This is a genomic window from Burkholderia guangdongensis, assembly GCF_013403875.1.
Taxonomy (GTDB): Bacteria; Pseudomonadota; Gammaproteobacteria; order Burkholderiales; family Burkholderiaceae; genus Burkholderia; species Burkholderia guangdongensis.
Window position 1 is genome coordinate 318,490 of record NZ_JACBNX010000001.1, and the last position, 20,355, is coordinate 338,844.

Sequence of the window (20,355 nt, forward strand, 5' to 3'; positions counted from 1 at the left end):
ACCCGGTCGTCACTCGGTCTTCAGCTTGCTCCACAGACGGTTCTGCAGGCGCGTGAGTTCCGGCGGAATCGGCTTGCTGAGGCTCAGCTTGCGGATCACGTCGGACGGCGGGAACACGGCCGGATCGGCGGTCACGTCGGCGCGCACCAGATGCCGCGACGACGTCACCGCGGACGGATACGACGTGTCGTTCGTCAGGCTCGCGCTTTCCTTCTGCGACAGCACGAAGTTCATGAACTTCAGCGCGTTATCCGGATGCGGCGCATCCTTCGGAATCGCCATCATGTCGAACCACATCGCGCTGCCTTCGGCCGGGATCACGTACTTGATGTGATACGGCCGGTGCGCGCCCGCCGCCGCGAGGCGCGCGGCGTTCACGTCGCCGGACCAGCCGAGCGACAGGCACACGTCGCCGCCCGCGAGATCGTTGATGTAGCTGCTCGAGTTGAACTGCGTGATGTACGGGCGGACCGTCTTCAGCAGCTCGTACGCGGCCTGGTAGTCAGCCGGGTTCGTCGTGTTCGGTTCCTTTTTCAGGTAGATCAGCGCCATGCCGAACACGTCGACCGGCGAATCGAGCACCGAGACCCCGCAGCTCTTCAGCTTCTGCGCGTACTTCGGGTTGAACAGCAGCGCCAGGCTATTGAGCGGCGCGTCGTTGCCGAGCGCGGCCTTCACCTTCTCGACGTTCATCCCGAGGCCGTCGGTGCCCCACGACCACGGCAGCCCGTACTGGTTGCCCGGATCGTCCTTCGACAGCGCCTTCATGATGTCCGGATCGAGCTGCGCGCTGTTCGGCACCTTCGACTTGTCGATCTTCTGGAAGATGCCGGCCTGGATCTGTTTCGCCCAGAAAATGTCGGACGGCACGACGACGTCGTAGCCGGAGTTGCCGGACAGCAGCTTCGCCTGCAGCGTCTCGTTCGAATCGAACTCCTGATAGACGACCTTGATGCCGGTCGCCTTCTCGAAGTTCGCGACCGTGTCCTTGCCGATCGAGTTGCCCCAGTTGTACACGTTGACGACGTTGTCGTTCGCCTGCGCGGCGGGAATCGCGGCACACGCGATGCCCGCTACCGCGAGCGCTTTGGCGACGGCGTTCAAACGCTTCACGACCTGCTTGATCACTGCATGTTCTCCTTGGATTGAAATTCTCGTGCATGGCGAGCGGTGCCGATCGTCGAAGATCGGCGGCGTCATGAACTGTATCCGCAGGCGATACCCCCATATGCCCCCCCACCGGGGGGGCATATGGGAATTAAGCGGCCGGCGCGCGCTTGCGCCGCGCGCTGCGCAGCCCCAGCGCACGGCATGCGATCTCGACGAGCTCGGGCACGATCTCGTCGACGTCGAGCTTGCCGTCCGGCTTGTACCACGCGTACAGGAAGCCGGGCACGCTGCACGCGGCGTGCGCGGTCACGCGGGTCTCGTTGAAATCGAACCAGCCGTCGTCGCGGCCCTGTTCGAGCAGCGCGCACAGGCGCTCATAGAAATGATCGGCGAGCCGCTGCTGCCGTTCGAGATATTCGGGGCGGAACGCCTGCGGCTCGCGCGCCGGGAAGAACGAGCTCGGATAGTGCTCGATCGTCGCGCGGATCAGCTGCTCGATGCCGGCCTTCACCTTTTCGTGCGCGGGCCGCGGATCGTCGTCGGGGAAATCCATCACGGTCAGGCACGCGACGGCCGGCCGCCACGACAGCGTCTCGAAAATCTCCTGCTTGCTGCTGAAGTAGTAATAGACGAACGGTTTCGTCACGCCGAGCGCCTGGACGATCTGCTCGACGGTCGTGTTCGCGTAGCCCTGCGCGGCGAACAGCTGCTCGGCGGCGTCGAGGATGCGCTCGCGCTTTTCGTCCGTGCCTTGCGTGGCGACGCGTTGACGGCCGGACTTCACCGGGAGGATCGACGATTCGTTCATACCTCGTTCATACCTCATTCATACCTTGTGGTATCAAAATAATACTGATGGGTATATATTAGCGGACCGATGCAAAGAACTCACGGTCCGGCGCGGTTCGGGACGATACGCGCGGGGCAAGCGGCCCCGCGGTTCCGCCGCCGGCGAATGATGACATACAGCAAGGAGACACGTTCATGGCCGATGCCGCCACGCAAGCCCTGCCGTTGCACGAGATGCTGCGCCGCCACGCGCGCGAGATGCCGTCGCGCCCGGCGCTGATCTGGTACGGACGATCGATCGACTGGGCGGAGCTCGACGCCGCGAGCGACGCGTTCGCGGCCCGCCTGCAGGCGCTCGGCGTCGCGAAAGGCGAGCCGGTCGCGCTGTTCATGAACAACTGTCCCCAGTATCTGATCGCGCATTACGGGATTCAGAAGATCGGCGCGGTCGTCTGCCCGTGCGGGCCGCTGAACAAGGAGCACGAGCTCGCGTATCAGCTCACCGACCTGAACGCACGCGTGATCGTCGCGGCCGACGTGCTGCTGCCCGTCGTCGACAAGGTTCGCGCGCAGACGGCGCTCAAGCACGTGTTCGTGGTCCGTTATGGCGATCTGCTGCCGGAGCAGCCGGAGATTCCGGTGCTCGCCGAGCTGCTCGACATGCGCGCGCGGTCGACGCCGATGCCGGCCGGCTGCGAGGATTTTCTCGAAGTCGCGCGCTCCGGCGCGCGCCCGGCGCCGGTCGACGTCGCGATGGACGATCTCGCGCTGATGACCTACACGTCCGGCTCCACCGGGTTGCCGAAGGGCGCGATGCTGACGCACGGCAACGTGATCTTCAAGATCTCGGCGTCCGCGCGGAGCAACGCGCTCGGGCCCGGCGACGTGATGCTCGCGGTCGCGCCGCTCTATCACATCGCCGGGATGAGCACCGGCGTCTGCGCGCCGGTGTACAACGGCGCGACGTCGGTGCTGATGTACCGCTTCGATCCGGCGGCCGTCGCGCTCGCGCTCGAGCGCTATCGCGTCACGTGGTGGTACAGCATCGCGCCGATGAACGTCGCGCTGATGCAACTGCCCGACGCGCGCGAGCGCGACTGGCGCGCGCTGCGCCGCAACCTGGTGACGAGCTTCGGGATCGCGTACACCGAGGCGCTCGCGAACCAGTGGCGCGAGTTCACGCCGAACTGCATCTCCTCCGAAGCCGCGTACGGGCTCAGCGAGACGCATACCTCCGATACCGCGATGCCGGCCGACGCGATCCGCTGGGGCACGCAGGGCAAGCCGGTGCCCGGCAACACGATCCGCATCGTCGATCCGGCGAGCGGCGAGCCGCTGCCCGCGGGCGAGGTCGGCGAGATCACGATCCACGGCCCGGGCAACTTCAAGGGCTACCTGAACAAGCCGGAAGCGACCGCCGCGACGCTGCGCGACGGCTGGGTGTTTACCGGCGACATGGGCAAGCTCGACGCGGACGGCTATCTGACCTTCCTCGGCCGCTTCAAGGAAATGATCAAGGTGTCGGGCTACAGCGTGTTCCCCGAAGAGGTCGAGATCATCCTGATCAAGCATCCGGCGATCGCGCAGGCCGCGGTGATCGCGAAGCCGGATCCGGAGAAGGGCGAGGTCGTCTGCGCATTCGTCGTTCGCAAGCCGGGCGCGGAGCTCACGGCCGACGCGCTGATCAAATGGGCGCGCGAGAACATGGCCGCGTACAAGGTGCCGCGCGACGTGCGCTTCGTCGAGGTGCTGCCCGCGACCGGCGCCGGCAAGGTGCTGCGGCGCATGCTGAAAGATCTCCTCTGACCTTTTTCCCTCGACTATTCACTCCGTTTTCATGACTCGAGCTCTGTTCAACAAAGTCCTCGTCGCGAACCGCGGCGAGGTCGCGCTGCGCATCGTGCGCGCGCTGCGCGAACTGGGGATCGCGAGCGTCGCCGTCCATGCCGACGACGACGCGGGCGCGCCGCACGTGCGCGCGGCCGATGCGGCGGTCGCGCTCGGCGTCGCCGGGCCGGCCGCGTATCTCGACGGCGCGCGGCTGATCGCGATCGCGCGCGAGCACGGCTGCGACGCCGTGCATCCCGGCTATGGATTTCTGAGCGAGCGAGCGGACTTCGCGTCCGCGTGCGCGGCGGCCGGCGTGCGCTTCATCGGCCCGACGCCCGAGCAGCTCGCGCTGTTCGGCGACAAGGCCCGTTCGCGCGCGCTCGCGCAGCGCTGCGATGTGCCGGTCATGCCCGGCACGCAGGAAGCGGTCACGCTGGACGAGGCGCAGGCGTTCCTCGCCGCGCAGCACGGCGCGGGCGTGATGGTGAAGGCGATCGGCGGCGGCGGCGGGCGCGGGATGCGCGCGGTCGCGGCGGCGGCCGACCTGCCGGCCGCGTATGAGCGCTGCCGCAGCGAGGCGAAGGCTGCGTTCGGCGTCGACGGCGTGTACGTCGAGCGGCTGATGACCGGCGCGCGCCACATCGAGGTCCAGATCGTCGGCGACGGCGGCGCGGCGCTGTCGCTCGGCGAGCGCGAGTGCACGCTGCAGCGGCGCTTCCAGAAGCTCGTCGAGATCGCGCCGAGCCCGTCGCTCGACGACGCACTGCGCCGGCGGATCGTCGCCGACGCGCTCAGGATGGCGCGCGACGTCCGCTACGAAGGGCTCGGCACGTTCGAGTTCCTCGTCGACCAGGCGTCTGCCGATCTGCCCTACGTGTTCATCGAGGCGAATCCGCGGCTGCAGGTCGAGCACACGATCACCGAGGAAGTGACCGGCGTCGATCTCGTGCACACGCAGCTCGCGCTCGCGGCCGGCTGCAAGCTGGCCGATCTCGGCCTCGATCCGCGCACGCCGCCCGCGCCGCGCGGCTTCGCGATTCAGTGGCGGATCAACGCGGAAACGCTCGACGCGCAAGGCAACGCGCAGCCGGGCAGCGGCACGCTGACGCGCTTCGACCTGCCGGCCGGCCCGGGCATTCGCGTCGATACGCACGGCGTCGCCGGCGGCTCGCCGTCGCCGCATTACGACACGCTGCTCGCGAAACTGATCGTCCATACGCGCAGCGCGTCGTTCGACGATGCGCTGCGCCGCTCGCGGCGCGCGCTCGCCGAGTTCCGGATCGGCGGCGTCGCGACGAACCTGCCGCTGCTGCGTGCGCTCGCCGCGGATCCGGCGATCGAGACCCAGAACGTCCATACGCGCTGGCTCGAGGCCGCGCTGCCGGCGCTCGTCGACGCGGCGCGCGCGCACGCGGACCGCCCGGATGCGCTCGACCGCGCGGCCGCTGCCGGGCCGGCCTCCGCCGCGTCGGACGGCCATCCGGCCGCGCCCGAGCACGCGGTGGTCGCGCCGATGCCGGCGCGCGTCGTGCAGCTGTCGGTGTCGGAAGGCGACGTCGTCGCCGCCGACGCCGAGCTCGGCGTGCTCGAGGCGATGAAGATGGAGCATCTGCTGCGCGCGCCGCACGCGGGCCGAGTAATGTCGATCCTCGCGGCGCCGGGCAGCTATCTCGCGCAGGGGCAGGCGGTGCTGGTGCTCGAACCGGTCGACGGGGCGGACGTCGAGGCGGCCGCCGGCGACGTCGCGCACGATCCGGACCGGATCCGCGCCGATCTGCGCAAGGTGATCGACCGGCACGCGCTGACGCTCGACGCCGCGCGTCCGGACGCGATCGCGAAGCGTCACGCGCGCGGCGGGCGCACCGCGCGCGAGAATGTCGCGGATCTGTGCGACGACGGCAGCTTCATCGAATACGGCGCGCTCGCGGTCGCCGCGCAGCGCAGCCGCCGCACGCTCGAGGATCTGACCGCGAACACGCCGGCCGACGGGATCGTCACCGGCATCGGCAGCGTGAACGGCGCGCTGTTCGACGCCGAGCGCGCGCGCACCGCGGTGCTGGCCTACGATCAGACCGTGCTCGCCGGCACGCAGGGTTACTACAATCACGCGAAGACGGACCGGATGCTCGAGCTGTCGCTGAAGCAGAAGCTGCCGGTCGTGCTGTTCGCGGAAGGCGGCGGCGGCCGGCCCGGCGACGTCGATTCGCCGTCGATCGCTGGGCTCCACACCGCGACGTTCGCTAGCTACGCGGCGCTGTCTGGGCAGGTGCCGGTCGTCGGGATCACGTCGGGCCGCTGCTTCGCGGGCAACGCGGCGCTGCTCGGCTGCAGCGACGTGATCATCGCGACGCGCAACAGCAACATCGGCATGGGCGGGCCCGCGATGATCGAAGGTGGCGGCCTCGGCGTGTTCACGCCGGAGCAGATCGGGCCGAGCCAGGTGCAGCATGCGAACGGCGTGATCGACGTGCTCGTCGACGACGAGCGCGAAGCGGTGGCCGCCGCGCGCCGCTATCTCGCGTTCTTCCAGGGCGCGACGCGCGACTGGCGCGCGCCGGATCAGCGCGCGCTGCGCCACGTCGTGCCGGAGAACCGGCTGCGCGTGTACGACACGCGCGCCGCGATGACGGGCCTCGTCGACGAGGACAGCCTGCTGATGCTGCGCACCGGCTTCGGCACCGGCATCCACACCGCGCTCGCGCGGATCGAGGGCCGGCCGGTCGGGCTGATCGCGAACAATCCGCTGCATCTGGGCGGCGCGATCGACGCGGACGCGTCGGACAAGGCCGCGCGCTTCATGCAGCTCTGCAACGCGCACGGTCTGCCGATCGTGAGCCTCGTCGACACGCCGGGCTTCATGGTCGGCCCGGACGTCGAGACGACCGCGCAGGTGCGGCACGTGAGCCGACTGTTCGTGACCGCCGCGCATCTGCGCGTGCCGTGCCTGGCGGTCGTGCTGCGCAAGGGCTACGGGCTCGGCGCGATGGGGATGACGGCGGGCGGCTTCCACGCGTCGCTGTTCACGATCAGCTGGCCGACCGGCGAGTTCGGCGGGATGGGCCTCGAAGGGGCGGTGCGGCTCGGCTTTCGCAAGGAGCTCGACGCGCTGCCGGCCGGCCCCGAGCGCGACGCGCTGTTCGACCGGCTGCTCGCCGAGAAGTACGAGAGCGGCGCGGCGCTCTCGCTGGCGACGGGGCTCGAGATCGACGCGGTCGTCGATCCGGCCGAGACCCGCGCGTGGCTCGTGCGCGGGCTCGCGTCGGCGAAGACGGGCGAGCGCGCCGCGCCGTTCGTCGATACCTGGTAAGCGGGCCGGCCCGGCCCGTGCGGAAAACGGAACAACGAGGAGGCATCCACAGATGGACGATTTCAACGGCAAGGTTGCGGTGATCACCGGTGCGGGCTCGGGCTTCGGACGCGAGTTCGCGAAGCTCGGCGCGCGCCTCGGCATGAAGCTCGTGCTCGCGGACATCCAGCAGGACGCGCTCGACGAGACCGCGTCGATGCTCGCGTCGACCGGGGCGGACCTGATCGCGCGCCGCGTCGACGTGTCGAACGGCGAGCAAGTCGACGCGCTCGCCGACGCGGCATTCTCGACGTTCGGCGCCGCGCATCTGCTGTTCAACAACGCGGGCGTCGGCGGGCGTGGCGGGTTGATCTGGGAGGGCGGCGAGCGCGACTGGCAGTGGACGCTCGGCGTGAACCTGTGGGGCGTCGTGCACGGCGTGCGCGCGTTCGTGCCACGGATGCTCGACGCCGCGCGCCGGGATCCGGGCTATCAGGCGCACATCGTGAACACGGCGTCGATGGCGGGGCTCGTGAACGCGCCGCTGATGGGCGTGTACAACGTGTCGAAGCACGCGGTGGTGTCGCTGACGGAGACGCTGTACCACGACCTGTCGCTCGTCGGCGATCAGGTGAACTGCTCGGTGCTGTGCCCGTACTTCGTGCCGACCGGGATCGTGAAGTCGCAGCGCAACCGCCCGGCCGAGCTGGCCGCCGACGCCGCGCCGACGCGCTCGCAACAGGCCGCGCAGGCGATGATCGACAAGGCGGTCAGTTCCGGCAAGGTCACGGCCGAGCAGATCGCCGAGAAGACGTTCGATGCGGTGCGTCAGCGCAACTTCTACATCTATTCGCATCCGCACCGGCTCGGCGGCGTCGAGGCGCGGATGGGCGATCTGCTCGCGCCGCGCAATCCGAGCGATCCGCTCGCGTCGCAGCCGGACGCGCGCGAACGGCTCGAGGCGCTGCTGCGGGGATGATGGCGGCTACGCGTGCTTCGCGCCGGACAGCCAGATTCCGGCCGGCAGCCGGCCGCTCTTGTCGGGGCGGCCGAGCTTCGTACGCAGCCGCATCACGAAGTCGCGCGCGGTCGCGGTGAGCAGATCCTCGCTCGGGTAGGCGAGATACATGCCGATGCTCGGCGTGCCGCCGTAGAGCTGCAACTGCTTCAACTGGCCGTCCGCGAAGCGCGGCGCGAGCAGCGGCATCGCGGGCGTGGTCCAGATCGACACGGCCGGCATCCGCAACGAAAGCTCGCCGTAAAGATTCATCGACGAGCACCGGATCATCCGCTTCGGCAGCGGCATGCCGTGCGCGCTGAACAGCGTGACGATGAAGCTCGACAGGTCGTCGGTCGAGTCGAGCACGATCCACGGCAGCTCGTGCAGTTGCTCGATCGTCAGCGTGGTCGGGCCGTCGTAGGTGGCCGAGATCGTGAGCAGCGTGTCGAGCTCGTAGAGCCGCTGCCATTCGAACGACGCGGTCGGCGGATCGCCGAACTGCGTGAACAGCGCGACGTCGACGGCGCCGTCGCGCAGCCCCTCGACGATCTGCTCCGCGCGCCATTCGAGCACGTGCAGTTTCGCGTCCGGGCGGCTCGCCGCGAGCTCGGTCAGCGTCTCGGCGAGCGCGCGGCTCGACGCGGGCGGCGTCATTGCGAGCGTGAGCTGGCCGTTCAGCGCGCCGCGGATCGCCTCGACGTCCTCGAGAATCCGGTGGACCTCGCGGTGGATCGCCCGCGCACGCTTGAGCACGCCGACCGCATACGGCGTCAGCGTCGCGCCGCGCGCGGAGCGCACCAGCAGCGGGATGCCGAGCTCGCCCTCGAGCTCGCGGATCGAGCGGCTGATCGCCGGCTGTGTGACGAAAAGCCGCCGCGCGGCCTCCTGTAGACTGCCCATCTCGGCGACGGCCTGCAGCGCCTCCAGTTGTCTCAGTTTCATCGCATCAAAACGCCGTTTAGCTATAAAAGAACATCATAGCCATAAAAAAATTTGTTTTGCCTGGGAAATTCTGTCCATGAATCATGAGACGTTCGGCGATTCGTGCCGATCCGCCCAATAAGGAGACGCCCACATGCAAAGCCCTTCCCTCGGCCGCCCGGTCGACGCCGCGCCCGAGCAGGCCACGACGCGCGCCGGCACGCGCAAGCTGATCGTCGCGACTTCGCTCGGTAACGGGCTGGAGATTTTCGATTTCACGGTCTTCAGCTTCTTCGCGGTGCACATCGGTGCCGCGTTCTTCCCGTCGCACGATCCGCTGACGTCGCTGCTGCTCGCGGTCGGCACGTTCGGGGCCGGCTTCTTCGCGCGTCCGCTGGGCGCTTTCCTGATCGGCAGCTACGCGGATCGCGTCGGCCGCCGCGCCGCGATGTCGATGACGATCTGGCTGATGGCAATCGGCACCTGCGCGATCGCGCTGTGCCCGACGTATGCGCAGATCGGCGTCGCCGCGCCGCTGATCGTGCTCGCCGGCCGGCTGTTGCAGGGCTTCTCCGCGGGCGGCGAAGTCGGCGCGTCGACGACGCTGCTGATGGAATCGGGCGAGGCCCGCCGCCAGGGCTACATGGTGAGCTGGCAGATGACGAGCCAGGGCGTCGCCGCGCTGACCGGCGCGGTGTTCGGCCTCGTGCTGACGCGCTCGCTGCCCGCCGACGCGGTCGCGAGCTGGGGCTGGCGCCTGCCGTTCCTGATCGGCCTGCTGATCGCGCCGATCGGCTACTACATCCGCCGCCATCTGCCGGATCACCACGCACAGGCTGGCGCGGAGAAGGTCGAGAGCCCGCTGCGCGAACTGTTCGTGAATCACGGCCGCGCGTTCTTCGTGTGCACGGTGATGATCATCAGCGGCACGGTGTCGACGTACACGATGGTCTACTTCATGCCGAGCTATCTGGCGCGGGTGATGCATCTGCCGGCGACGGTCGCGTTCTCGGCGGCGGTGCTCGCATCGGGCGTGATCATCGTCGTGTCGCCGATCGCGGGGTACATCGCGGACCGCGTGACGCAACGCAAGCAACTCGCGATCGTGCTCGGGCTGATCGGCTCGGTCTGCACGCTGCCGGCGTTCTGGCTGCTCACGCACGTGCCGACGCCGGCCGTCGTGCTCGGCGTGGTCGCGCTGATGGTCGCGCTGATGGTGCTCGGCATCGGCAACGGCTTTCTGATGATGATGGAAGCGTTCCCCGAATCGGTGCGCGCGAGCGGTTTCGCGGCGTCGTACGCGACCGGCGTCACGCTGTTCGGCGGCACCGCGCAGTTCGTCGTGACCGCGCTCGTCGTGCATACGGGCCAGCCGTTCTCGGCCGGCATCTACGTGTTCGCGGCCAACATCGTGAGCCTGGTGGCGGTGTTCGCTTATCGTGCCGCGAAGAACCCCGCGAAGGGCATCGCCGCCTGAATTCGCGCCGAGTTCGCGCCAAGTTCACCAATCGCGCCCGGGCCGCCCGCACGTCGCCCGGCCCGGGCGCGCCGTTCGCCTACCGTTCCCCCATTCCCCGGACAACAACAACCATGACGCAAGCCTCCCTCGTTCCGGCGCTCGTCGAGCGTCAATCCGACTTCGCCGAACTGCGCCGCGAAGTGCACATGTATCCCGGCCTCGGTTTCGAGGTCCAGCGCACCGCCGATCTGGTCGCCGCTCGCCTGCGCGAATGGGGCTACGAGGTGACGACGGGCGTCGGCGGCGCCGGCCTCGTCGGCACGCTGAAGCAGGGCACGAGCACGCGCCGCATCGGCATCCGCGCGGACATGGACGCGCTGCCGATCGTCGAGAACACCGGGCTGCCGTGGAGCAGCAAGATTGCCGGGCACATGCACGCGTGCGGCCACGACGGCCACACCGCGATCCTGCTCGCGGCCGCGTGGCATCTCGCGCAGACGCGCAACTTCGACGGCACGCTGCACCTGATCTTCCAGCCGGACGAGGAGGGCCTGTGCGGCGCGAAGGCGATGATCGACGACGGCCTGTTCGAGCGCTTTCCGTGCGACGCCGTGTACGGGCTGCACAACTTCCCGGGCCTCGCGGTCGGCACCGCGCTCGTCGTGCCGGGGCCGGTGACGGCGTCGTCGGACCGCATCAGCGTGCTGATCCGCGGCCAGGGCGGTCATGGCGCGATGCCGCATCTCGCGCGCGACCCGATCGTCGTGGCGGCGGCGATCGTGATGTCGCTGCAGACGATCGTCGCGCGCAGCGTGAAGCCGGGCGACCTGAGCGTCGTGACCGTCGGCCAGATCAAGGCCGGCTCGACGTTCAACGTGATTCCGCAGCACGCGGAGCTGATGGTCAACGTGCGCGCGACCAATGTCGACACGCAGAAGCTGATCGAGAAGCGGGTGCGCGAGATCGTCGACGCGCAGTGCGCGGCGTACGGCGTGACCGCCGACATCGAGGTCGAGAATCTGGTGCCGGTGATGGTCAACCACGCCGACGAAACGGCGTTCGCGGCCGACGTCGCGCGCGAGGTGTTCGGCGCCGACGCGGTGTCGAATACGCGCTCGGCCGTCGGCTCGGGCAGCGAGGATTTCGCGTGGATGCTGAAGGAGCGGCCGGGCTGCTATGTGATCATCGGCAACGGCGAAGGCAGCTGGGGCGGCTGCTCGGTGCACAACCCGGGCTACGACTTCAACGACGAGGCGATTCCGTACGGCGCGTCGCTGTGGGTGCGGCTCGTCGAGACGTATCTGAAGCAGGGTTGATGCGGGTGGCGCGGTCGCGGGCGATAGTCCCGACGACCGACGAGCACTGAAAGCAAGAGCGCCGGGCGATGAGCCCGGCGTTTCTATTTTCACGGATGCCCGTCGCGAGGCGGTCGCGTCCGGCGCGTTACCGCATCACGGCTTCGTGCCGCCGTCACCATCGTCAGCCGGCAGCTCCGCGATCGCGTCGACGCGGTCCGGATAGAACGCGAGACGGCCGCGAATCGCGTCCACGGCCTCATACGGGTTCTCGTACGTCCAGACCGCGTTCACGCCGCGCTCCCCGATCGACGGGATCGAAAAGTACGCGCAGTCCCCCTTGTACGGGCAGTACGTCGCGCGGTCCGTGCGTTCGAGGCGCGCCATGTCGACGTCCTGCCGCGGGATGTAGAACACGGCCGGATAGAGCGCCTCGCGCAGCGTCAGCGCGTCGCGCGTGTCGGCGATCACTTGGCCGCCCGCGGTGACCGTCACGCGTGACGGATTGCGTTCGATCGTGATCGGGTGTTCCGGGCCCGGAATCCTGACGGGCCTGTCGTTCGATGGGGGAAGGTCGGGCATGGTCGTGCTCCTGGACGGCGCGTGCGGGTGGCGGCGCGGGTGGGGTGTGTCGAGCCGCAGCGGAACTGAACGATACGCGCTCCTCGCACGCATGACCAATACATTATGAGCCGACCGCGGGAAGCCGCGCGGGCATGAAAAAGCGGCCGCCGGCAACCTGCCCGACGACCGCTTGGCGATGCTGAACGACCGGCGCCGGACGATTCGCCCGGCGCCGCGCCCGTTAGAACTGATGCGCGATGCCCACCGACACGCTCGTGATCGAATGGCCCTTCGACACGAGCGTCGAGCCCGACGTGCTGTCGTAGTTGTACGTCAGCGCCGACTGCGGGCCGTTGCGCAGGAAGCCGACGCGCGTATACAGCGACGTGCGCTTCGACAGGTAGTAGTCGGTGCCGAGCGTCGCGCCCCACGCGTAGTCCTGCTTGATCGTCGTGTCGCGGTAGTCGAGCGCGATGCGGTACAGCGTGCGGCCGGCGTAGCGCTGCATGCCGACCGTGTAGATCTTCGCGATCGCGTCGCCCGGATAGTGCGGCACGTATTCCATGAAGCCCGCCTGGCCGACGACCGGGCCGAAGTCGTGTTCGATGTCGGCGATGATCAGGTCGGTGCGCACCGACGGCGCATTGCCCGTGTTCGGCGTGCAGCTGCCCGCGAAGCCCGGATCGCACCACGTCTGGCCGTACGCGAGCCCGGCGATCGTCGACTTCGAGTTGAACGACAGCGATGCCGCGCGCGTGTGAACGGCCGGGCCGGGGTTCTGCGTCGTCTTGAAGCCGTAGCTGAAGCCCGCGGTGAAGTACTGCAGGAAGCGCGGCGTCGTGTAGTTGATCAGGTTGTTCATCCGGTTCGCGCCGTCGGCGGTCGCGCCGTGGCCGAGATCCGATTCGATCAGGCCCATGTACGTGAACAGCGATTCGTGCCCGTTCGCGTAGAACGGATCGACGCCGAGCGCGGCGGTGCCGGTCACCGAGTACGTGCGGCCGAGCGTGATCTTGCCGTAGTGCGGGTTGTCGAGGCCGACGTACGACGCGCGGTTGAACAGCGAGTTCGGATCCTGCTGCGCGCCGTTGTTCGCGGTGATGCCCGATTCGAGACGGAAGAACGCGGTCCACTGGTCGCCGAGGTCTTCCTGGCCGTACAGGCCGATCTTCGACGTCCACACGTTGCCGCTCTGCATGCGGACCATCGACTTGCCGCCCGCGTTGACGTAGTTGACCGCCATGTCGACGGAGCCGTACAGCGTGACGTAGCTGGTGTTCGGCGTGACGCCCCACGCGCCGGGGCCGAAGCCGGTGGTGACGGCGCCGAGCGCGGACGAGAGCTGGCTGCCGTCGGCGTGGGCCGGTGCGGCGGCGCCGAACAGGAGGGCGCAGGCGCCGGCGATCGTAGCGAGTTGTGTGGCGCGGGATTTCATGGGACGCATGTCTCTTGTTTGGTTTGGTGAGCTGAACGGTGACGGAAAAGTGCGACGCGCACCCTCCGGTCGGCTCGTTCCGCCTTCCGCCGATACGCGTGCCGCAAGGGTGTCGGGGCCAAAATATCAGCACAAATCAAATTCTTTGAGACCTCAAAGATTTGGTTTGGGGTGAACGGCCGGATCGGACGCTCGCACCGCATGTGTGCCGGGTCGCGACGCCCGCCGGGCAACGATGCGCGCATCCGCAAGCCAGAATGAAAGATGCGTGTAAACGAAGAAGGGCGCGGTGACGCGCCCTCGGGTTATCCGTCCAGTGTTGCGTTTTCGCCGCAGTCTGGCCGCGTGTCAGTCCGCGTGTCAGTTCACATTCGCGTCGTCCGGAAAAACCGGTTCGCCGAGATTCAGCATCAGCCGGTTCGCCCACGCGAAGATCGCGATTGAATGGATCAGGTCGACGATCTCCGCGTCATCGAGGCCCGCGTCGCGCAGCGCGCGCAGTTGCGCGGCGTCGACCGCGTCCGGCCGCTCGGTCAGCGCGATCGAGAAGCGCGCGATCGCCTGCTCGCGCGCGGTCGTGCCGGCGCTGCGCGGATCGTCGAACACCTGCCGGATCACGTCGTTGCGCTTCGCGAGCTGCTCGAAGCGCTGCGCGTGCACCGACGCGCAGTACACGCAGCCGTTCAGCCGCGACACGACGGTCGTCGACAGCTCGCGCTCCGCGCGCGGCATCCCGCCGGGCGCGTACATGATCGCGTTGAACGCGGCCGAGCGTTGCCGCAGGATCTCGGGCTGATGCACGAGGAACAGGTAGTAGTCCGACGTCTTCGCTTTCGGATGGCTTTCCTCGAGCACCGCGATCTGCTCGGGCGTCGCGCGCTCGACGTCGACGACGTCGAGCCAGGCGTCCCATTCGAGCGTTTCGTTCGTGAAGCCGTGCGAACGGATCAGGTCGGTCATGTCGTCGCCTCCAGTTGGTCGAGCGCGCGCAGGCCCGCGACGAGGCGCGTCTGGTAGGACAGGAACGCGACGAGCTGCGCGAGCGCGACGACCTCGGGCGTCGTCAGGCCGGCGGCGGGCAGGGTCTCGAGCGCGGCGCGGTCGCCCGCGACGGGGTTCTCGATCAGCGTGCGCGTGAACGCGAGCATCGCGCGCAGGCGCGGATCGGCGACGTCGTCCGGTGTGCCCGTCTCGACCGCCGCGCGCGCGGCCGCATCGACGCCGTGCCGGTCGAGCTCGGCCCGGTAGTGCGCGGCGAGCGCCGGTGACGGCGCGAGCCGGCTCGCGTACAGCGCGACGAGCAGCCGCTCGCCGAGCGCGAGCCCGACGAGCGCCGGGTCGAACAGCGTGTCGTAGCTGCGCTGCGTCGCGGTCGCGACCTTGTCGCGCCGGTGCCGCAGCGTGTGCGCGGCCGAGCCGGGCGCGAGCCCGGCAACGCGGTCGACGACGTCGTTCGCGACGTCGCCATCAGGGTTGTGCGTCATGATGGTCCTCCGAATGCTGAACGGAATCGGATGCGCGCGCGTGCGTGGCCCGCGCCGCGTGCGCGGCGACCGCGCGCGACAGAAATGCCTGCACGGCCGCCCACGAGCGCTCGTCGGCGAGCGCGTTCGCCTGGGGCTCGCCGCCGCCGGTGCTGACGCGGCCCGACACCGGATGCGCGTACACGAGCTGCGTCGTCGGCACGTAAGGAAAAAGAATCGCGTGCCCCGCGCGCTCGAAATCGAGGTGCTCGACCGGATACGGATGCGCGTGCCGCGCGAGCCGCTCGGCGACCATCGCCGAATAGCGGCTCGACGGCCACGAGCCGTCGTCCTCGGCCGACAGCAGCATCACCGGCCCGCGGATGCGCTCGACGCGGATCCGCGCGCGCTCGACCGCGTCGGCGTCGTCGAGCGCGGTCAGCATCGCGCGCGCGTGCCGGTGCGGCGGCGGCCCTTCGTCGTAGGGCGCCCAGCTCGCGGTGCGATTGTTTTCCCAGATATGCGGCAGCGGCTGGCCGCCGAGCAGCCAGGTCGGGCCTTCGCGGCCCGTCGCCGGATCGGCCGCGTTCTGCGCGCTGTGCACGAGCGCGCTCGGCACGTAGCCGACGACCGCCGATACCGCGTCCGGGAACGTCGCGCCGAGCAGCAGCACGAGCTCGCCGCCGCGCGACTGGCCGGACAGCGCGACGAAATCGTGCGCGGGCCGCACGGTGTCGCGCAGCCACCGCAGCGCGTTCTCGAAATACTCGAGCGGCGTGTTCGAGATGTAGTCGGACAGGCCCGGCGCCTTGAAGTAGCCGAGCGCGAGCGCCGCGTAGCCGCGCGACGCGTACAGGGCCGCGCGCGGCTCGTTGATCCCGCCGCCGGAGCCGTTCAGGATCATCACGGCCGGATGCGGGCCCGCGCCGGGCGGCAGGTACAGCGTGCCGACGACGCCGTGCTCGCGGATCTCGCGGCGCGTGACGCCGTCGGCCGCGAGCCGCTGCGTGAAGCGGGCGGACGCCGCTTCGCCACCGCCGCGGCCACCCCCGCGGCCACCCCCGCCGCCACCCCCACCGCCGTCGACCGTCGCGGTCAGCGTCGTCACGAGCGGCGTCGTGACCGCGTTCGGGAACACGTCGCGGCTCTTGCCGTCGTCCGGCACCTGCGACCACACGAGCCCCATCGCCGACACGCCAGCATAGCTGCCGTCGACCGGCGCGTCGCGCGACGTGTCGACGCTGCCGCGCGCATCGGCGACGAACGACGCCTCGGCATGCCAGACCGCGCCGCCCGCGCGCTCGGTGCGGCTCGCGAGCGTCACGCGCGCGCCGGGCGGCGCGCCGTCGAGCGCGATGCGGCGCGGCACGTCGATCAGCGCGTCGTCGGGCGTGACGGTCAGCGCGAGCCGCGCGAAGCCGTTCGCTGCTTCGCTCATGGGCCGACCTTCGTGACCTGCATCGCGACCGTGCGGTCGCTCGTGAACGGCGACACCTTCAGCCCTTTGCGCGCGGCCCAGATGTTCTGATAGTGGAACAGCGGAATCACGCCGACGTCGTCGGTCTCGATCTTCACCGACTGGCGCAGGATCGCCTCGCGCTTGCCTTCGTCGAACTCGGACGTCGACGCATCGAGCGCGCGGTCGACGGCCGGGTTGCTGTAATGCCCCCAGTTCGACGCGCCGAGCCCCTTCTTCGCGTCGACGGTCGCGAGCACGTTCACGAGCGCGTAGCTGCCTTCGCCGGTGCCGTTGCCCCACGCGAGCATCGTCATCGCGTATTCGTTCTTGTTCGCGCGGCCCGAATAGATCGACCACGGCACCACTTCGACCTGCGTTTTCACGCCGATCCGCGTCCAGAACTGCGCGACCGCCTGCGCAGTTTCCGGCCCCTGCGGGTAGCGGTCGTTCGGCACGTGCATCGTCAGCCTGAAGCCGTTCGGATAGCCGGCGTCGGCGAGCAGTTTCTTCGCCTGCGCGGCGTCGAACGGAATGTCCTTCACGTCGGGGTTGTAGCCGAACGTATTTTTCGGCATCCACTGGTTCGCGACGCTCGCGGTGCCCTGCATGATCCGCGTGACGATCGCGTCGCGGTTGATCGCGAGCGACAGCGCGCGGCGCACGCGCACGTCGGAGAGCGGGTTCTTCGGCAGCGGCTTGCCGTCGTTGTCGGTCACGTACGGGTTCGGGCCTTCGCGGAAGCTCGGCTGCAGCAGCATCACGCGCAGGCCCGGATACGGATACACGCTCACGTTCGGCGACTGCTTCAGGCGCGGGATGTCGGACGCGGACACCTTGTCGATCACGTCGACGTCACCGGCGAGCAGCGCGGCGGTGCGCGCGGCCGCGTTGTTCACGTAGCGGTAGTCGACTTTCTGCCAGATCGACTTGCCGCCCCAGTACGCATCGTTGCGGACCATCTCGACGCGGTCGCCGGGCGCGTACGACACGAACTTGAACGGCCCGGTGCCGACCATCGCGCGGCCCGAGTTGTAGTCGTCCGTCGACGCTTTCTCGCCGACGTGCTGGCTGACGATGTGCACCGACGCGAGGTTCAGCGGCAGATCCGGGTTCGGGATGTTCGTCTTGACCACGAGCGTCAGCGGATCGGGCGCGCTGACCGACGCGACGGTGCGCAGATAGCCGGCGAACGTCGCGACGCTGCCCGGCACGTTGCGCGCGCGCTGGTACGAGAAGATCACGTCGGCGGCCGTGAACGGCGTGCCGTCCTGCCATTTCACGTTCGGGCGCAGCTTGAATTCCCACGTTTTCGCGTCGAGCGGCTTCCAGCTCACCGCGAGGCCCGGCTGCAGCTTGTTCCACTTGTTCTCGACGAGCAGATCCCAGAAGTGCAGATCGTCCGAGCGGTCGCCCGCGTGGTTGTTGAGCTGAGGGTCGAGCGACGACAGCGGGTCGGCGAACGCGATGCGCAGCGTCTGCGCGCCGGCGGCGGTGCCGGTCGCGAGCAGCGCGGCGGCGATGGAGGACAGCAGGAGGCGTTTCATCATCGAATGATCCTGTCAGGCGGTTGATCGGTGGGTCGGGCAGATGGGGCGGACTTAGGTCGCGTACTTAGGTCGCGTCGTTCAGGTGGCACGCGCTGAAGTGGCGAACCGCGATCCCGCGCAGCGTCGGCGCTTCGGTCTTGCAGACCGGCATCGCATGCGGACAGCGCGGATGGAAATGGCAGCCGGTGGGCGGCGCGATCGGGCTCGGCAGCTCGCCGTGCAACGCCGCGAACGTCTTGTGGCGCACGTCGATCCGCGGAATCTCGGCGAGCAGCGCGCGCGTGTACGGATGATTCGGGTGCCGAAAGATCTCGTCGACCGGCGCGCTCTCGACGATCCGGCCGAGGTACATGATCACGACGCGGTCCGACAGATGCTCGACGACGCCGAGATCGTGGCTGATGAACACGTAAGTCAGGTTGAGCTGCTCGCGCAGGTCCATGAACAGGTTCAGGATCTGCGCCTGGATCGATACGTCGAGCGCGGCGACGGCCTCGTCGCAGACGAGCAGGTCCGGTTGCACCGCGAGCGCGCGCGCGATGCCGATCCGCTGGCGCTGGCCGCCGCTGAACTGGTGCGGATAGCGGTGGCGCAGCGCCGGATCGAGGCCGGCGCGCGCGAGTTGGGCGCTCACGTAGTCGTCGAAGCCGGCGCGATCGGTGAGGCCGTGCACGCGCGCGCCTTCGCCGACGATCCGGTCGATCCGCAGCCGCGGGTTCAGGCTCGCGAACGGATCCTGAAAGATCATCTGGATCTTCAGCCGCGCGGCGCGCTTCTCGTCGGCGGACAGTGCGGCGGCGGGGCGGCCATGGATCCGGACTTCGCCGCTCGACGGCGCGAGCAGGCCCGCGAGCACGCGACCGAGCGTCGACTTGCCGCAGCCGGATTCGCCGACGAGCCCGACGACTTCGCCGGGCCGCACCGTCAGATCGACGCGATCGACCGCGTGCACGACGGCCGGCGGCCGCGCGAGCCCGACGCGCTCGAGCAGCCGGCCGGCCGGGCCGACGCGGCGCTCGCCGAAGCGCTTGCTGACGCCGCGCAGCGCGACGATCGGCGTCGTCGACGAAAGGTCGGACACGCGTTCGCCTGCGTGGGGCGCGGCCGGCGAACCGGCCCGCCGCGCCGGGGCGGCGGAATCACGGCGATCGCGGCGATCGCGGCGATCGGGGCGGGGTGTGCTCATGCGATTTCCTTTGCGAGCCCGGCCGCGCCCGGATGAAAGCAGCGCACGAAGCGGCCCGGCAGCGGCTCGGTCAATTCGGGGCGCGCGCCGCAGGCGCTGCTCGCGTGCGCGCAGCGCGACGCGAACGCGCAGCCGGCCGGCATCGCGAGCAGGTTCGGCGTCATCCCGGGAATCTGGCGCAGCCGCTCGCCGCGCCGGTTCAGGCTCGGCAGGCTCGCGATCAGCCCGGCCGTGTACGGATGCTGCGGCGCGTCGAGCACCGCGTCGACGTCGCCGCGTTCGACGATGCGGCCCGCGTACATCACCGCGAGCTCGTCCGCGAGGCCGGCGACGACCGACAGGTCGTGCGTGATCCAGATCAGCGCCGTCCGGTGCTCGCGCGCGAGCTTCTGCACCTCGGACAGAATCTGCGCCTGGATCGTCACGTCGAGCGCGGTGGTCGGCTCGTCCGCGATGATCAGGTCGGGCCGGTGCAGCATCGCGATCGCGATCGCGACGCGCTGCCGCATTCCGCCCGACAGCTGATGCGGATACGCGCGCAACCGCGCGTCCGGGCTCGGAATCCCCATCGCGCCGAGCGCCTCGCGCGCGATTTCGCGCGCCTGCGCGGACGACGCGCGCCGGTGCGCGCGCACCGCCTCGATCATCTGCGCGTCGATCCGCAGCACCGGATTGAGCGTCATCATCGGATCCTGAAAGATCATCGCGATCCGGTTGCCTTGCAGATGCCGCCGCTCGCGCGGCGACAGCTTCACGAGGTCGCGCCCCTGGAACAGGATCTCGCCGCCGGCGATGCGGCCGGGCGCGTCGACCAGGCCCATGATCGAGAAGCCGGTGACCGACTTGCCGGAGCCCGATTCGCCGACGAGGCCCATGATCCGGCCCGGCGCGAGCGAGAACGACACGTCGTCGACCGCGGTCAGCACGCCCGCGCGCGTGTCGAACTGCGTGCGCAGGTGGCGCACGTCGAGCGTGGGTGTCGATTGCGGCGTCGGGTTCATGTCAGCCCCC

At 69.3% G+C, this 20,355-nt stretch carries 14 protein-coding genes and 1 pseudogene; 5 read left to right on the forward strand and 10 right to left on the reverse strand.

The features are described from left to right. Nucleotides 1–9 precede the first annotated feature (9 nt). Both HZI36_RS01390 and HZI36_RS01395 read right to left on the reverse strand, forming a co-directional pair. Nucleotides 10–1,125 (reverse strand): polyamine ABC transporter substrate-binding protein, encoded by a 1,116-nt coding sequence (locus tag HZI36_RS01390; RefSeq protein WP_425485187.1) that lies wholly within the window; start codon nucleotides 1,123–1,125, stop codon nucleotides 10–12. 133 nt (nucleotides 1,126–1,258) lie between these two features. Beyond that, nucleotides 1,259–1,918: a TetR/AcrR family transcriptional regulator gene (locus tag HZI36_RS01395; protein WP_179400816.1), complete on the reverse strand. Its 660-nt coding sequence runs from the start codon at nucleotides 1,916–1,918 to the stop codon at nucleotides 1,259–1,261. Between the two features lie 176 nt (nucleotides 1,919–2,094). Here HZI36_RS01395 and HZI36_RS01400 point away from each other — a divergent pair, with 176 nt between their 5' ends. The 3 genes from HZI36_RS01400 to HZI36_RS01410 are packed head-to-tail and all read left to right on the forward strand — an operon-like array spanning nucleotide 2,095 to nucleotide 7,994. After that, nucleotides 2,095–3,705: an AMP-binding protein gene (locus HZI36_RS01400; RefSeq protein WP_179400817.1), complete on the forward strand. Its 1,611-nt coding sequence runs from the start codon at nucleotides 2,095–2,097 to the stop codon at nucleotides 3,703–3,705. Nucleotides 3,706–3,748: 43 nt separating this feature from the next. Then, nucleotides 3,749–7,036: a carboxyl transferase domain-containing protein gene (locus HZI36_RS01405; protein ID WP_179401042.1), complete on the forward strand. Its 3,288-nt coding sequence runs from the start codon at nucleotides 3,749–3,751 to the stop codon at nucleotides 7,034–7,036. Between the two features lie 52 nt (nucleotides 7,037–7,088). Then, on the forward strand, nucleotides 7,089–7,994 hold the full coding sequence (locus tag HZI36_RS01410; RefSeq protein WP_179400818.1) for an SDR family oxidoreductase: 906 nt from the start codon (nucleotides 7,089–7,091) through the stop codon (nucleotides 7,992–7,994). A gap of 6 nt (nucleotides 7,995–8,000) precedes the next feature. On the opposite strand, the gene HZI36_RS01415 is transcribed toward HZI36_RS01410, so the two are convergent. Further along, nucleotides 8,001–8,957 (reverse strand): LysR family transcriptional regulator, encoded by a 957-nt coding sequence (locus HZI36_RS01415; RefSeq protein ID WP_179400819.1) that lies wholly within the window; start codon nucleotides 8,955–8,957, stop codon nucleotides 8,001–8,003. A 133-nt stretch (nucleotides 8,958–9,090) separates the two neighbouring features. Between HZI36_RS01415 and HZI36_RS01420 the strand changes: the two genes are divergently transcribed. Continuing rightward, nucleotides 9,091–10,413: an MFS transporter gene (locus HZI36_RS01420; RefSeq protein ID WP_179400820.1), complete on the forward strand. Its 1,323-nt coding sequence runs from the start codon at nucleotides 9,091–9,093 to the stop codon at nucleotides 10,411–10,413. A 113-nt stretch (nucleotides 10,414–10,526) separates the two neighbouring features. Further along, nucleotides 10,527–11,711, forward strand: a complete 1,185-nt coding sequence (locus HZI36_RS01425) for a M20 aminoacylase family protein (RefSeq protein WP_179400821.1) — start codon at nucleotides 10,527–10,529, stop codon at nucleotides 11,709–11,711. A gap of 135 nt (nucleotides 11,712–11,846) precedes the next feature. Here HZI36_RS01425 and HZI36_RS01430 read toward each other — a convergent pair whose 3' ends face one another. The 7 genes and pseudogenes from HZI36_RS01430 to HZI36_RS01465 form a co-directional block, all read right to left on the reverse strand. Next, a complete protein-coding gene (locus HZI36_RS01430; protein WP_179400822.1) occupies nucleotides 11,847–12,272 on the reverse strand; it encodes a DUF427 domain-containing protein in 426 nt (141 codons plus the stop codon). Nucleotides 12,273–12,495: 223 nt separating this feature from the next. After that, the gene (locus HZI36_RS01435; protein WP_179400823.1) at nucleotides 12,496–13,689 is read right to left on the reverse strand and encodes a porin; all 1,194 of its coding nucleotides are present in this window, start codon (nucleotides 13,687–13,689) and stop codon (nucleotides 12,496–12,498) included. Between the two features lie 360 nt (nucleotides 13,690–14,049). After that, nucleotides 14,050–14,649, reverse strand: a complete 600-nt coding sequence (locus HZI36_RS01440) for a peroxidase-related enzyme (RefSeq protein WP_179400824.1) — start codon at nucleotides 14,647–14,649, stop codon at nucleotides 14,050–14,052. Then, a pseudogene (locus HZI36_RS01450) lies at nucleotides 14,646–16,590 on the reverse strand (acyl-CoA thioester hydrolase/BAAT C-terminal domain-containing protein). Before HZI36_RS01450 ends, HZI36_RS01440 begins: the two are co-directional and overlap by 4 nt. Next, a complete protein-coding gene (locus HZI36_RS01455; protein WP_179401043.1) occupies nucleotides 16,587–18,155 on the reverse strand; it encodes an ABC transporter substrate-binding protein in 1,569 nt (522 codons plus the stop codon). Before HZI36_RS01455 ends, HZI36_RS01450 begins: the two are co-directional and overlap by 4 nt. A 67-nt stretch (nucleotides 18,156–18,222) precedes the next feature. Continuing rightward, nucleotides 18,223–19,239 carry an ABC transporter ATP-binding protein gene (locus tag HZI36_RS01460; protein ID WP_343049924.1) on the reverse strand — a complete coding sequence of 339 codons (1,017 nt, stop codon included), beginning with the start codon at nucleotides 19,237–19,239 and terminating at the stop codon, nucleotides 18,223–18,225. A gap of 101 nt (nucleotides 19,240–19,340) precedes the next feature. Further along, entirely contained in the window at nucleotides 19,341–20,345 is a 1,005-nt protein-coding gene (locus HZI36_RS01465) for an ABC transporter ATP-binding protein (RefSeq protein ID WP_179400828.1), read from the reverse strand. Nucleotides 20,346–20,355 lie beyond the last annotated feature (10 nt).